The following is a 13,441-nucleotide window of genomic DNA, read 5'->3' on the forward strand; positions in this document are numbered from 1 at the left end:
AGCCATGCTGCGCTATCTCCTCAGTCGCCTGTGGCAGAGCTTGATACTACTGCTGCTCGTATCGATGATCGGCTTTGCCGTTCTCACCCTCGCACCCGGCGGCCCGCTGTCGCAATTTACGCTGACACCAGGCATGACCAAGGAGGCGCTCGACCGGATCGCCGCGCAGATGGGCCTCGACCGGCCGCTGCCTATCCAGTATCTCGACTGGCTGCGGCACATGCTGATGGGCGACTGGGGCCACTCCTATCGCGACAACCAACCGGTGCTGTCGATCATTCTCGGCCACCTCTTCGCCACGCTGCTCCTGATGGGCACATCGATGGTGATCGCGATCGCGGTCGGCACCTGGATCGGCATCAGGGGTGCAACCAAGCGCTATTCGATCTTCGACTACAGCGCCACCATCGGCGCTATGGTGGCGCTGTCGATCCCGACCTTCTGGTTCGGCCTTATCGCCATCTATATTTTCTCGCTGAAACTGAAGTGGTTGCCGGCCGGCAATATGTACACGGTCGGCAACGGCTCGTTCAGTGACTACGCGATCCATCTGATCATGCCGAGCCTGGTGCTTGCCCTCGTCAACATCGCCGTATGGAGCCGCTATATGCGCACCGCCACGCTCGATGTGATCAATCAGGATTTCGTGCGTACCGCCAAGGCCAAGGGCTTGTCCCCCCGGCGCGTCCTGATGAGGCATGTCGTCGGCAACGCGCTACTGCCGATGATCACCCTTGCCGGCGTGCAATTGCCGACGATCCTCGGTGGCGCGCTGGTCGCCGAAACGGTCTTCACCTGGCCGGGAATGGGGCGGCTCTTTCTCGATAGCCTCGGCTACAGCGACTACCCCGTCGTCATGGGCCTTTTGATGTTCTCGGCGATCTTCGCGCTGATCGGCAATCTGCTCGCGGATCTGCTGGTCGCCTTCGTCGATCCGCGCGTCCGGCTCGGTTAGGAGAAACGCCATGTCTTCCTCGTCCCCCGCAACTCTCTCTCCGCCCGTCTTCGCGCATAGCCGCTGGTGGCAGAACCGCACGCTGCGCCGCTTTGTCCGCCACAGGCTCGCGCTTCTCGGCGTCGCCATGATCACGGCCATCATCCTAGCCTGCCTGATCGGGCCGTCACTGCTTCCCTATGACGAGCTCTTCATCGATCTACGCGCCCGTTTCGCGCCGCCCTTCACGGCCGGCTACCATATTTTCGGGACAGACCCGCTTGGTCGTGATGTTGCGGTGCGCCTTTTCATGGCGGGTCGCATCTCGCTTCTAGTCGGCTTCTTCGCCATGGTGCTCAGCACCCTGATCGGCACCACGATCGGCGTCGTCGCCGGCTATTATGGCGGGCGCGTCGGCATGTTCCTGATGCGCTTCGTCGATGCCTTCCTGTCGTTCCCCGGCATCTTCCTGCTCTTGGCGCTCGCCGCCTTCATCAAGCCGAGCCCCTTCATGATCACCGTCATCATCGCGGTAACGAGCTGGATGGAAACCGCGCGCATCGTCGAGGCGGAAGTGCGCTCGCTGCGGGAACGCGATTTCGTACTCGCCGCACGCATGCTCGGCCTCACCAACAGATGGATCATGTTCCGCGAGCTCTTGCCGAACGCCAGCGGCCCGATCATCGTCGCCGCCACGCTGACGGTCGCGCGCGCCATCCTGCTCGAAGCCTATGTCAGCTTCCTCGGCTACGGCATCCAGCCGCCGCTGCCGAGCTGGGGCAACATGCTGAACGGCGCACAGCAATATCTGGCCAGCGCACCCTGGCTCGCCATCGTCCCCGGCGTCGCCATCACGCTTGCGGTCACCAGCTTCAACTTCATCGGCGACGGCCTGCGCGACGCGCTCGACGCGCGCAGCGACCTCAACTGAGAAAGGCGATAGCGGTGACGGTCTTTTCTCCCTTCGCAACGTCGCTCTGGTATGCGACCGCGATCGCAGCTCCGGTAACGACACCACTCGAAGGCCGCGTGGAGGCCGATGTCTGTGTGGTGGGCGGCGGCTATACCGGCCTCACCACAGCGCTCGCCTTGGCCAAGGACGGCGTGCGCGTCGTGCTGCTCGAAGCGCAAGAGATCGGTTTTGGCGGTTCGGGTCGCAATGCCGGCCACTGCACGCCGACCTTCACGCATTACAGCCTGCCGGAGCTTCGCCGCATGCTGGGCGAACCTTGGGCCGAGCGGCTGATCGCCCGCCAGACCAGGGCCAACGATCAGGTCTCCGACATGATCCGGCACTACCAGATCGAATGCGAGTGGCAGCAGAACGGCTACGTCATGGGCGCCCATACGCCCAAGGCTGTCAAAACGCTCGAAACGAAAGCCCGTGACTACAACGCCGTCGGCGCCCGCACCCGGGTTATCGACAGGGCCGAGACCGAGGCGATCACCGGCAGCCCTCGTTTCTACGGCGGTTGGCTGCACGAAGAGGGCGGCCACCTCAATCCGCTCGGTTACGCGCGCGGACTGGCGCGCGCCGTCATTCAGGAAGGCGGCCACATCTACACGCGCTCGCCGGTCACCGGTTGCGAACGCGAAGGTGCTGGCTGGGCGGTGAAAACCGAAAAAGGCTCCGTGCTTGCGGACAAGGTCATCTTCGCTACCGGCGCCTATACGGTCGGTGGCTGGCCCAAGCTCGATCGCACTTTCAAGATCCAGCGGGTCTTCGTCGCGGCGACCCAGCCGCTTTCCGAGGACGAGCGGCAAAGCGTTCTGCCGCGAAACACCACGATCCATGACGGTCGCGGCGATATCTACGTCTACAAATACAATGCCGAAGGCCGGATCGTCGCCTCGATGTTCCCGATGGGCCGACGCGGACGCGATCTCGCCTATACCCATCAGGTGATGTCGGACCGGCTGCGATGGCTGCATCCGCAGATCAAGCGGGATATCCGTTGGGACTATCTCTGGTACGGCGAGTTGGACATCCAGTACAGGACGGTGCCGCGACTTTACGATCTGGCGCCGGGCGTTGTCGCCTTGACTGGGCTTTCCGGCCGCGGCGTCCCGACAGGCAGCATGCTCGGCGGCATTCTTGCCGAGTGGGCCAAGGGCGTCCCCGACAAGGATCTCGCGCTGAAAGTCGAGCCGCTCTCGGCCGCCCCTTTCTATATGGGTTTCGCGCCGCAGATGACGCTACGCTATTATCGCGTTGCCGACTGGGTCAGAACGAAGCTCGCCGGGGCGGCATTGCCGCCGCATGCCTGACCCGGCAGATCCGCGTCATCCAGCGGATGCGGCACCGGCAAAGAGCGCCCGCACCTCTCTCTCGGCGCGCTGCAATCGTTCGAACGCCTCATAGCGCTTTTCATGAAGAGAAGCCGTCGCACTTCCGACGGGCTCGAAAACCTGCGAGAATCGCGACATCCCTTGCATGGCAGTATCCAGCGACTGGTAGCGCCCGGACGCAAGAGCGCCCAGCATGGCCGCGCCGAGAAGCACCGGCTCGTCCGTATCGGTCACCGCAACGGGTATATGCGTCGTATCGGCAAGAAGCTGGCGCACCAGATTGCTTTGCGCCGCCCCGCCGCTGGCGACGATAGTGTCGATGCGGATGCCGTTGACGGCGAGCGTTTCGATAAGCTGCTTCAGGCCATAACCGATGCCGCAAAGACCGGCGATATAGAGCGAAACGAGATCCGAAACATTATTCTCCAGGCCAAGTCCTGCGATGACGGCACGGGCATCGGGATCGGCGTGGGGAGACCGGTTGCCCAGAAACTCCGGCACGACATGGATCGATTTCGCAAGCGTCGCCGCCTCTTTCGGATCAGGGCAGGCTTCGCTTGCCCGACGATCGAGCCAGGCGACCAGCGACAGGCCGGCGGCCTCCGCCTTGGACTGCGCCTCGGCGGAAGCCGGGTGCATGGTGACGAGATGGTCGATGGCGGCACCTGCCGCCGATTGGCCTCCTTCGGTGAGCCACAGCCCCGGCACCATGGCCGAATAATAAGGTCCCCAGACGCCATCGACGAAGATCGGGGACTGGTTCGAAGCCATCGAGCAGGCAGACGTTCCAAAGATATAGGCGAGACGGCTTTCGAGATTAACCTTACCGTCTGCCCCCTGCGCGCCGAGTGTGCCGATCCCGCCGGCATGGGCATCGATCAACGAAGCGGCAACCGGCGTGCCGGCCAAAAGGCCGAGATCATGGGCGGCACTTTCGATGAGCCCGCCACCAAGGGCCGAGCCCGGATCAACAATGTCTGTGCCGATCCTTGAGAAGCCTTCATCGGCAAGCTCAGAAAGGCCGATATCCCGGAAATAGGCCGCATCCCAGCGCTTCTCGTGGGCGAGATAGGTCCATTTGCAGGTGACGGTGCAGACCGAACGGCTGAGAGAGCCCGTGGAGCGCCATGTCAGATAGTCGGCAAGATCGAAGAAATGATCGGCAGCCGCGAAGGATTGCGGCAGGTTCCGCTTCAGCCACAGGAGCTTCGGCGTCTCCATCTCCGGCGAGATACGCCCGCCGACATAGCGCAGTACCTCGTGATCGCCGGCATTGATCTCAGCCGCTTCGCCGGCGGCGCGGTGATCCATCCAGACGATGATGTTGCGGGCGGGATCGCCCGAAGGGCCGACCGCGACCGGCGATCCGTCGGCCTTGACGGCAACCAGCGAGCATGTCGCATCGAAGCCGATGCCTGTTATGTCGGAGGCCGCGATCCCAGCTTCAGCGACGGCATCGCGAACGCTGCCGCAGATGGCTTGCCATATCTGCTCGCTCGATTGCTCGACGATATGGCCGGCCTCGTGCCAGATGGTGATTTGCCGTTTCGCGGAGCCGAACAGCTTACCGCTGCCATCGAAGACCCCTGCCCTGGCGCTGCCGGTGCCCACGTCGATGCCGATAAAATACGATGTCATTGTCAAAGGTCCGTGCTGAGCGGCAGGATGACGAGGTCGCGGATGACGATATTACGCGGCCTCGACAGCATGAAGATCACCGCTTCGGCGACCTCGGTTGCCTCCATCAATCCACCAGCCGCGATGGCTTCGTCAAGCTTAGCCTGCGGCCAATCGCTGATGAGTGCGGTAACCACCGGTCCGGGCGCTACTGCGCCGACACGAATTCCGTGCTTAGCGACCTGACGTCGCACCGTATGGGTGAACGCCTGCACCGCATGCTTCGAGGCGGTGTAGATCGGCTCCCACACCACCGGAACCAGCCCGGCGATGGAACTCGTCATGATGATATCCCCGGTCTTTCGCTCGACCATATGCGGCAGCACGGCTTGCACCGAGCGGAAGGCGGCATTGATGTTGAGGTTGAGCATCCGGTCCCAGGCATCGGGATCGCCCTCCACAACCTCGCCGCCGATATAGGAGCCGGCATTGGCATGGAAGATGTCGAGCTTGCCGAACTTGTCGAGGACCCGCGGCAGCATCATCGCGACGCTATCCGGATCGGTGAGATCGATGACGACGGGAAAGGCGCGAGGGCCCAATTCGGCGCAAAGTTCCTTCAGCCTGTCCTCGGCCCTGTCGACAAGGGCGACGCTTGCGCCCTCGCTCAGCAATGCTTTGGCGCATTCGAGCCCGATGCCGGAGGCGGCGCCGGTGATTGCCGCGACTTTACCGGAAAGATCCTGTCTCATGATGGTCCTACTTTTCTTGATGTATCAGGCTCGCCCATGCGAAGCGCGAGAGCGGCGAGCGACGGAATCGACGATGACGGCGATGGCAAGGACTGCGCCGGTGATCATGTAGCGAAGGGCGGATGACAGATCCAACATGGTCAGCCCGCTGGCGATCGACTGGATGACGATGATGCCCAGCAGCGAGGAATAGGCACTGCCGCGTCCCCCGAAAAGGCTGGTTCCGCCGATCACAGCGGCCGCGATCGCATTCAGGTTGACGTCGCCGGTGCCTGCCTGCTGGCTGGCCGAGGCAAGGCGCGCGGCGGCCATCACGCCCCCAAGTGCTGCAAACATCGCGCAGAGGACGAAGGCGCTGGTATAGATGCGCCGGACATTGATGCCGGCGCGCCGCGCCGCCTCGCGATTACCGCCGACCGCCGCCATCGACCGGCCCCATTGGGTCCGGGTCAACGCGTAGTTCATGATCATGGCGAGTGCGACGAAGAATGCGAACATCCAGGGGATGCCGCGTTCCTGGTTGAGGTAGAAGGCGACGAATTCGAGGGCCGCCGTCAGCGCGACCGATCGCGCCACCAGGCCGCCGATGGAGCGGGCCGACAGATTGGCATTGCGGCGGCGCTCCGCAACACGATAGCCCGTCCACAGCATCGCAATGCCCGGAAGCAGCGCAAGCAAGTAAGCCAACGGCTTCGGAATGACCAGCAACTGACCGAAGTTCACAACCGCCGAGCCGTAGGGCAGGTTGATGGAGCCGGTATTGCCGAGCAGATAGAGCTGCATGCCGAGCACAGCGAGCAACCCCGCGAGCGTCGAGACGAAGCTCGGCATGCCCAACCGGTTGAAGAGCAAGGCGTAGAGCGACCCGATGACGCCGCCAACGATCAGGGCGGCGAGGATGGCGGCGGCCACCGGCCAGCCCTCGTTCACCCAGAGCATGCCGACCATGGCCGAGGCGAAGCCGCTGATCGAGCCGACGGAAAGATCGATTTCGCCGACCATCAGCACACAGACGATGCCGAGCGAGATTACGCCGACGGTCGAGGCGTCGAACAGCAGATTGGCGAGGTTGCTGCTGGACAGGAACGTCGGATTGAGTGTCCCGAAGACGGTCCAGATGATGACGAGACCGACGACGACCGGCAGCGATCCGAGATCGCCGGAGCGCACCTTGTCGATCGACGAACGGATCGTTGCCGCCAGCCCGGCATCGTGATTGACACGGATATCGCTGCGGTCGAGCAGCGTCGTGGCTTCTTTTGCATTGCCGGTCATATCTGACCCTCCTGGCTGATATCCTGCTGCGCCTGGCGGCGGTTGGCGCGGCGCGAAACGGCATTCTCCGTCGCGCCTGTAATGGCGCTGACGAGTTCCTGGTTCGACGTGTCGGGGTAGAAAACGCCGTTGTTGCGCCCGAGCCGGAGCACGACGATGCGATCGGCAACCGCTCGGACATCCTCCATGTTGTGACTGATCATCACGACGCCGAGGCCGCGATCGCGCACGCGCTCGATCAGATTCAGTACCTCCGCCGTCTGGGCGACGCCGAGTGCTGCCGTCGGCTCGTCGAGCAGGATGATCTTCGGCTCCAGAAGCAGCGAGCGCGCGATCGCTACCGTCTGGCGCTGTCCGCCCGAAAGCGAGGCGATCGGGATGCGCACGCTTGGAATGCGGGCCGAAAGCTCGTTCAGCAGCGTCCAGGCGCGCACCTCCATCGCCGTTTCGTCGAGCTTCAACGGCGCAAGCTCGCGACCGAGAAAGATATTGGCAACGACATCGAGGTTCTCGCAGAGCGCCAGATCCTGAAACACGGTGGCAATCCCGAGGGAGAGGGCTGCGCTCGGATCGTCGAGCGTGACCGTCTTGCCGCCGAAGGTGATCGTGCCCGCGCTCGGCTGGTGCACGCCGGCCAGAACCTTGACGAGCGTCGACTTGCCGGCGCCGTTGTCGCCGACCAGGGCGACGACTTCGCCCGCATGGACGTCGAGATCGATGTCGGTGAGCGCGGAAACCGCGCCGAAATGTTTGGAGATGCCCTTGAGGCTGAGAATGAGCTCGCCGGTCGGGGTTATCTGATCGCTAGCGCCAGTCATGTGTCGCGAGCCTTTCCTTGATTGGGCCTGCTTCCGTGAGCGGTTCCCCGGCCGCCGCGCTGGGCGGCCGGGGTTTTGGCTTGGGAGGGTGTTACTTGATGATCCCGAGCGTCTTGCAGCCTTCTGCGTAACGATCGCCGCACAGTTGCTCCGGCGTCTGGATCGGCTTGCCGTTGACCTGCTTGTCGATGATCTCCGCCTTCAGGTTTTCAGCGGTTACCAGCGCCGGAGTGAAGAGCTGCGTCGGCGTGTCGAAGAGCTTGGTGTCGGCCTTCGGCGTTTCACCCGACAGCAGCTGGATCGCGACATTGGCCGCAGCAGCAGCCACGATTTCACTGGGCTTGGAGATCGTGTTGTATTGATCGCCCGCAATGATCAACTGCAGGCCGGCGATCGTCGCGTCATTGCCGGTTACCGGCGGAACCGGGTCAACGCCGGCGGCCTTGAAGGCTGCGACGGCAGCGCCACCCGTGCCGTCATTGGCCGCGACGACGCCGAGGATCTTCTTGCCGAAGCGGGTGATCTGACCACTTGCCCATTGCTGTGCCTTCGGCGGCGCCCAATCCGGCGTGTCGAATTCGGCAAGCACCGGATAGCCGCTATCGGCGAGACCGGCATGGACACCCTTCTTGATGAGACCCGCGGCGGCATCGGTCGGAGAGCCGTTGATCTCCAGAAGGCCGCCTTCACCCGCCTTCACGCCCTTCGATTTCAAATGATCGACGAGCGACTTGGCGATCGACTTGCCGATTTCCTCGTTGTTAAAGGACACATAGTAATCGGCGGGGACCGAGGGGATCGGCCGGTCGTAAGCGATGACCTTGACGCCCTGGCTCTGCGCGAGCTTGACGAGCGATGCCGCGGCCGTGGAATCGACCGGGTCGAGTACGATCGCCTTGGCGCCTTGCGAGATCACCGAGTTGAACTGTTGCTGCTGGCGCGAGGCATCGCCGTTGGCGTTTTGGTAGATCACCTTGCAGCTGGCGCAGAGTTTCTTCATCTCCGCCTGAAAGCCCGGATAATCATGCTCTTCGTAACGGGTAGAGCCCTGGTCGGGCATCAGGAAAGCAACGGTCGCGTCCGTCACTTTTGCGGTTTGCGCGAAGGCGGATGCACCGCTCAGAAGGCCGGCGGCAAGCACCGCTGCACCTGTTAGTTTCCATGCGAATTTGGTCATTAGATATCTCCGTCCCTACTGGTAAAGTTTTCGATGAAACCCCAAGTTCGTCGATCGAGCTCGAGGGCTAATTTTCAGACAAGACTTCTCCTTCGAGCGCCTAGCTGGTCGCCCGTCTCATCCTGCCCGGATTGTTGGTTTCTCCTCCCTGTCCTCCCCTTTTTAGGCGGCCTCCACCGCTCCCATGTTTTGCGCCAGCAATGCTCTGAACCGTGAGGGCGCCATGCCCTTCTGCTCCAGAAAGCGGCGATTGAAATTCGAGATATTGTTGAAGCCGGTCGCAAAGCAGATGTCGGTGATCGACATGTCGGACTGGCTCATCAGCAAATGGCAGGCAAAATTCACGCGCAGGCGGTTGACGTATTGCACCAGCGCCATGCCGGTATGCCGGCGGAAGCTGCGGGAAAACGAGCTCGGGCTTTGCCCGGTAAGCTCGGCCAGATCGCTCTCGCTGAACGGCTCGGTCAGATGTGTGTTGATATAGGAAAGCGCCTTGTTGACGCCCGCCGACATGAAGCCGGACGGATCGGGATGATAAAGCGCGCTCGCAAGTGTGCGGGTGCCCTGCGCCGAACTCAGCGCATTCAGCACATTCATGAAGAGCTCGATGCGGCGGATACCCTGCGCCTCGACCAGATCGCCCAGGATCGGGCCGACGATAGCAGCGGTTTCGGGTGTGAAGAGTGCGCCACGTCGGCTCATTTCCAGAATGCCAGCGCAGGCGGACAGCTCCGGAAAGATCTTGGTCGCGTCCGCCAGGAAGAATTCGGAAAATTGCAACACGCGGCAACGCAGCGGCAGGCGGGTGCCGGGCGGCACGTCGCTAACCCAATTGTGCGGCAGGTTCGGTCCCGTCAGGATCAGGTTTCCGGGCTCGAATTCGCCGATGAAATCGCCGACGAAATATTGCCCCGTGGTGGCAACCACATGATGGATCTCGTATTCGGGATGAAAATGCCAGCGCACCGTGCGGTAGGGATAGCCATGCTCCCAGGCCTTGAAGGATTCGCCGCTGCCGATGGCGACCACTTCCAAATCGGGGTTCATCCTGCACACCTCCCTTCGCCTTCGATCATTGTCTCGTCGCACCTCCTCCCAGAGATACGGCTCGATCTAGTAACCAGAAGTTACGCGCGGACGTCACAGATCGCTACTACGCCCTGCACCTAGAACTGATACTTTTTTGACATTTGGCAAGGTTTATGGCGCATTGGCATGGATCAATGAGGGTTTCACGCCAGTGGTGATTGTTCCGGAGTCGGTGAGGCCAGGTGCTTACGGCACACTAAAAACGATAGCCGATAAGGAAACCCCGCCCATCGAAGTTGGGGTGCCGACGGGCGGGGGATGCTGTCGTTGGGAGCAGTAGCTACCGATGACAGCATCCGCTGCATAGAAAGGGCAATACACCTAAGACTTCAATGCAATCATGAGATCGCAATTGCCCGCGCCCCTCTTTCTTGCGTGTTCGGTATAAGATCTGCGCTTGTTGAACAGCGCCTTGGTGTTCAACCCAACGATCAGATCTCTGCGACATCGCATCGCTGCTCGCGGCGCACGACTAACTTCCGCCTCTCCCCATCTTCGCCGTGTTCGAGGGCATTTCGCCGAAGGATTGGTGATAGAGCGCTGCGAAACGCCCCATATGGGAAAATCCCCAATTGCGAGCGATTTCGGCGACCGGCAGGGAAACGGCTGGGTCCGTGAGGGCCTTGCGAGCGCCTTCCAGACGGATCGTCCGCAGATAATTGAGGGGCGTTGTGTCCTTGAACTGCTGGAATGCCGCCTGCAATGCACGCACGCTTGCACCGGCCTCCCGCGCGATATCCGCGACAGCCATCGGCGACGAGATATTGGCGTGCATATATTCGATCGCTCTCTTCAGCCGCTTCGGGATCGCTGGAGAAACCGGCTTGGCCAGTCGCGCCGAGTAATTGTTGGGGACGGTCTCTAGCAAAGCGATCATCATCGCCTGCAACATGCGCTCGATAAATGCCGACGAGGGTTGGTCCGCCTCTTCGACATCCAGACAACTCCAGACAAAATGACTGAGCGCCGCTATCCGCCCGCCTTTTGCCGTTGCCAGGTCAAGTGTATCGGCAAAATCGATGCCGCCGACAACAGGAGCATCCAGCAATTCGCTCAATTGCTGGATCATTGCGGATTTCTCGAAGGCCACGCCCATATGGCCGCGCGCCTCATGGAGTGTCAGCTTCTCAAAATGCGACATATCACCGAGAAGACCAGTCGCTGGCTTCGAAGTGAGCCGCTTACGACCCGTGTCTATTTCCATCACCCCAGAGGATGGCAGATAGAGAACGTAGGCGTCCGGCGCCTGCGCAAGCGTTACCCGCATTCCGGAATGACATCTTCCGTTCCAGATGCTGCAACGTCCAATGGCGAAATGGCGGTCTTCCACCGAGATCAACGAATGTTGGTAAAGGGGCTCCACCTTCGCGGGAGACAAGGTCCTGGCATAGTGCTCCGACATTTCATCAGCATCGGCTTCCACAATCTTGAAAACTGATTGAGTAACGTACCTCATCAAAGCTCCTGAACAGGCAATCCTTTGGAAAGCACTCAAGGGCGCCACCCAAACCACAGAAAATCAGATCACAGATTGCAATTATCCCAGCAAACAATACTAGATCATGAATAGCGAGGATGCACGATCGATCTAAACATTATCCAATGCGTAGCAGTATTGTCCACAATGAGGCGTCAGCTCTTAAAATTTCACTCAGGATGTTTTCCGAAATTCGATGATTAACTCTCACCAATTTGCCATTGATTCTGATTTCGAATGGCGATATTGCGGCAAACCCATTCATAATATGTAAGGATTGTCTATTTAAGGCCCTGTATTGCTTTAAGTTCAAAGTATATCTTTTCTCATAGATTGAATTCCCATTCGCTAGTTTCAACCGTAAGCCAGCCTCGGTCCCCAGCGGCTTTGGCACAGCAACAATAGCGGCGGCGAGGCTATACCGCTCGCTTGGGCGCGTTGTTGCCCGAGCCTCTTGACGGAATGTTATCGATAACATAGCCTTCCCTCATCGAAGCTTTGGGAGGAGCAGGATGAACGACGGAAAGCTGCTCGAGTTTTGCGATATCACCAAGGAATTTGGTGGAACGCGCGCCCTTTCGAACGTCTCTCTGGATTTGAGGCCTGGAGAAATCCTGGCGCTTCTCGGCGAGAACGGCGCGGGTAAATCGACCCTCATCAAGACGCTCGCGGGCATCTACAAGCCGGATGGGGGCCAGATCCTGTTTCGCGGCAAGCCGTATCAGCATCGCCCGCCGAAGCCCAATCAGCGCCAGCCGGTCGCCTTCATCCATCAGGATCTCGGGCTGATCGAATGGATGACCGTGGGCGAGAATGTCGGCCTGGCGCAGGGCTATTCGCTGCGTGGCAAGCTGATCGACTGGCGGGCGACCGAGCGCCGCACGGCTGAGGCCCTGAAGCTTGTCGGATGCGATTTCGATCCCTCGACGCGGGTCCAGGAGCTGACACGAACCGAAAAATCCCTGGTGGCGATCGCCCGTGCCCTCGCCGTCGAAGCAGACGTTCTCGTTCTCGACGAACCCACGGCAAGCCTGCCCGCCGATGAGGTCGAAAAGCTGTTTGCAGCCATTCGCCCGCTAAAAGAGCGTGGCGTGGCGATGATCTATGTCTCGCACCGGCTGGACGAAATCTTCAGGATCGCCGATCGGGTCGCCGTGCTGCGCGACGGGCAGCTGGTGGGGCAGAAGCCGGTCGCAGACACCACGCCGGACGAGCTGATCCGCATGATCGTCGGCCGCAAGGCCGACCAGCTTTTCGTCAAGGCCGAGAAAACCGCCGGCCCTGCCATCGTCACCGTCAAAGATCTCGCCTGCCGTGGCGCTGGTCCGGTATCCTTCGACATCCGGCAGGGAGAGCTGCTCGGTCTTGTCGGCCTCAGAGGCGCCGGCCAGGAATTGATCGGACGTGCACTGTTCGGTTGCGAGCCATCCAGCGGAACCGTCCGGCTGAATGGTGCTGAGCCCGATCTTTCGAGCCCCGTTGCCGCCATGGCTGCGGGCATCGGCCTGATCGCAAGAGACCGGACCGAAGAGTCGGTCGCCATGTCGCTCAGCCTCCGGGAAAACACCTTCCTCAACCCCGGCGCGTCCGGGCGGGGGATGATGTCCTTCCTGCGGCCGCAGCGCGAGGCTGAAATGGCCTATTCGCTGGGGAGCCGGGTCGGCCTCAGGCCCAATGACCAGGCACTTGCGATCGAGGCCTTGTCCGGCGGCAATCAGCAGAAGGTGGTGGTCGGCCGATGGTTGGCCACCGGCCGCAAGCTGCTGATCGCCGAGGATCCGACAGCCGGCGTCGATGTCGGCGCCAAGGCGGACATCTACAAGCTGATCGCCGAGGCCGTGGAGGATGGGCTCGCCGTGCTCGTCGTCTCCACCGACTTCGAGGAAATCGCCCACATCTGCCATCGCGCCCTGGTGTTCTCACGCGGTCAAATCGTGCGGGAACTGAGCGACGCGGAGCTGACGACACCCGCGGTCATCGCCGCCGCGTCTGCATCCGAAGCCGCCTAAATCG

At 61.4% G+C, this 13,441-nt stretch carries 11 protein-coding genes; 4 read left to right on the forward strand and 7 right to left on the reverse strand.

Features of this window, described 5'->3' with window-relative positions:
• Positions 1–4 precede the first annotated feature (4 nt).
• The 3 genes from EX00_RS13960 to EX00_RS13970 are packed head-to-tail and all read left to right on the forward strand — an operon-like array spanning position 5 to position 3,202.
• Complete coding sequence (locus tag EX00_RS13960) at positions 5–955, forward strand: ABC transporter permease (RefSeq protein WP_047458663.1); 951 nt, start codon at positions 5–7, stop codon at positions 953–955.
• A gap of 10 nt (positions 956–965) precedes the next feature.
• Positions 966–1,865, forward strand: coding sequence for an ABC transporter permease (locus tag EX00_RS13965; RefSeq protein WP_047458665.1), 900 nt, complete (start codon positions 966–968; stop codon positions 1,863–1,865).
• A 14-nt stretch (positions 1,866–1,879) separates the two neighbouring features.
• Positions 1,880–3,202, forward strand: coding sequence for an NAD(P)/FAD-dependent oxidoreductase (locus EX00_RS13970; protein ID WP_155294066.1), 1,323 nt, complete (start codon positions 1,880–1,882; stop codon positions 3,200–3,202).
• A 15-nt stretch (positions 3,203–3,217) separates the two neighbouring features.
• Here the strand turns inward: EX00_RS13970 and EX00_RS13975 are convergent, their stop codons facing one another.
• The 7 genes from EX00_RS13975 to EX00_RS14005 all read right to left on the reverse strand — a co-directional run bounded on the left by EX00_RS13975 (position 3,218) and on the right by EX00_RS14005 (position 11,407).
• Positions 3,218–4,861, reverse strand: a complete 1,644-nt coding sequence (locus EX00_RS13975) for an FGGY-family carbohydrate kinase (RefSeq protein WP_047458668.1) — start codon at positions 4,859–4,861, stop codon at positions 3,218–3,220.
• Positions 4,862–4,863: 2 nt separating this feature from the next.
• Positions 4,864–5,592, reverse strand: coding sequence for an SDR family oxidoreductase (locus tag EX00_RS13980; RefSeq protein WP_047458671.1), 729 nt, complete (start codon positions 5,590–5,592; stop codon positions 4,864–4,866).
• A gap of 24 nt (positions 5,593–5,616) precedes the next feature.
• Entirely contained in the window at positions 5,617–6,867 is a 1,251-nt protein-coding gene (locus EX00_RS13985) for a sugar ABC transporter permease (RefSeq protein ID WP_047458673.1), read from the reverse strand.
• Positions 6,864–7,685, reverse strand: a complete 822-nt coding sequence (locus tag EX00_RS13990; protein ID WP_047458675.1) for an ATP-binding cassette domain-containing protein — start codon at positions 7,683–7,685, stop codon at positions 6,864–6,866. Before EX00_RS13990 ends, EX00_RS13985 begins: the two co-directional genes overlap by 4 nt.
• A gap of 91 nt (positions 7,686–7,776) precedes the next feature.
• Positions 7,777–8,862 carry an ABC transporter substrate-binding protein gene (locus tag EX00_RS13995; RefSeq protein WP_047458677.1) on the reverse strand — a complete coding sequence of 362 codons (1,086 nt, stop codon included), beginning with the start codon at positions 8,860–8,862 and terminating at the stop codon, positions 7,777–7,779.
• A gap of 162 nt (positions 8,863–9,024) precedes the next feature.
• Complete coding sequence (locus EX00_RS14000; RefSeq protein ID WP_047458679.1) at positions 9,025–9,909, reverse strand: AraC family transcriptional regulator; 885 nt, start codon at positions 9,907–9,909, stop codon at positions 9,025–9,027.
• 514 nt (positions 9,910–10,423) lie between these two features.
• Positions 10,424–11,407, reverse strand: a complete 984-nt coding sequence (locus tag EX00_RS14005; RefSeq protein WP_047458681.1) for an AraC family transcriptional regulator — start codon at positions 11,405–11,407, stop codon at positions 10,424–10,426.
• A gap of 533 nt (positions 11,408–11,940) precedes the next feature.
• Between EX00_RS14005 and EX00_RS14010 the strand changes: the two genes are divergently transcribed.
• Positions 11,941–13,437 (forward strand): sugar ABC transporter ATP-binding protein, encoded by a 1,497-nt coding sequence (locus EX00_RS14010; protein ID WP_047458685.1) that lies wholly within the window; start codon positions 11,941–11,943, stop codon positions 13,435–13,437.
• The last annotated feature ends 4 nt before the right edge of the window (positions 13,438–13,441 follow it).

The organism is Martinezella rhizogenes (assembly GCF_000799715.1).
Lineage (GTDB): Bacteria > Pseudomonadota > Alphaproteobacteria > Rhizobiales > Rhizobiaceae > Rhizobium > Rhizobium rhizogenes_C.

Bases quoted from the DNA above. Each gene is read 5' to 3' on its own strand.
- EX00_RS13975 (WP_047458668.1), bottom strand. From the start codon at position 4,861: ATGACATCGTATTTTATCGGCATCGACGTGGGCACCGGCAGCGCCAGG.
- EX00_RS13960 (WP_047458663.1), top strand. From the start codon at position 5: ATGCTGCGCTATCTCCTCAGTCGCCTGTGGCAGAGCTTGATACTACTG.
- EX00_RS13995 (WP_047458677.1), bottom strand. From the start codon at position 8,862: ATGACCAAATTCGCATGGAAACTAACAGGTGCAGCGGTGCTTGCCGCC.
- EX00_RS13965 (WP_047458665.1), top strand. From the start codon at position 966: ATGTCTTCCTCGTCCCCCGCAACTCTCTCTCCGCCCGTCTTCGCGCAT.
- EX00_RS14005 (WP_047458681.1), bottom strand. From the start codon at position 11,407: ATGAGGTACGTTACTCAATCAGTTTTCAAGATTGTGGAAGCCGATGCT.
- EX00_RS13985 (WP_047458673.1), bottom strand. From the start codon at position 6,867: ATGACCGGCAATGCAAAAGAAGCCACGACGCTGCTCGACCGCAGCGAT.
- EX00_RS14000 (WP_047458679.1), bottom strand. From the start codon at position 9,909: ATGAACCCCGATTTGGAAGTGGTCGCCATCGGCAGCGGCGAATCCTTC.
- EX00_RS13980 (WP_047458671.1), bottom strand. From the start codon at position 5,592: ATGAGACAGGATCTTTCCGGTAAAGTCGCGGCAATCACCGGCGCCGCC.
- EX00_RS14010 (WP_047458685.1), top strand. From the start codon at position 11,941: ATGAACGACGGAAAGCTGCTCGAGTTTTGCGATATCACCAAGGAATTT.
- EX00_RS13990 (WP_047458675.1), bottom strand. From the start codon at position 7,685: ATGACTGGCGCTAGCGATCAGATAACCCCGACCGGCGAGCTCATTCTC.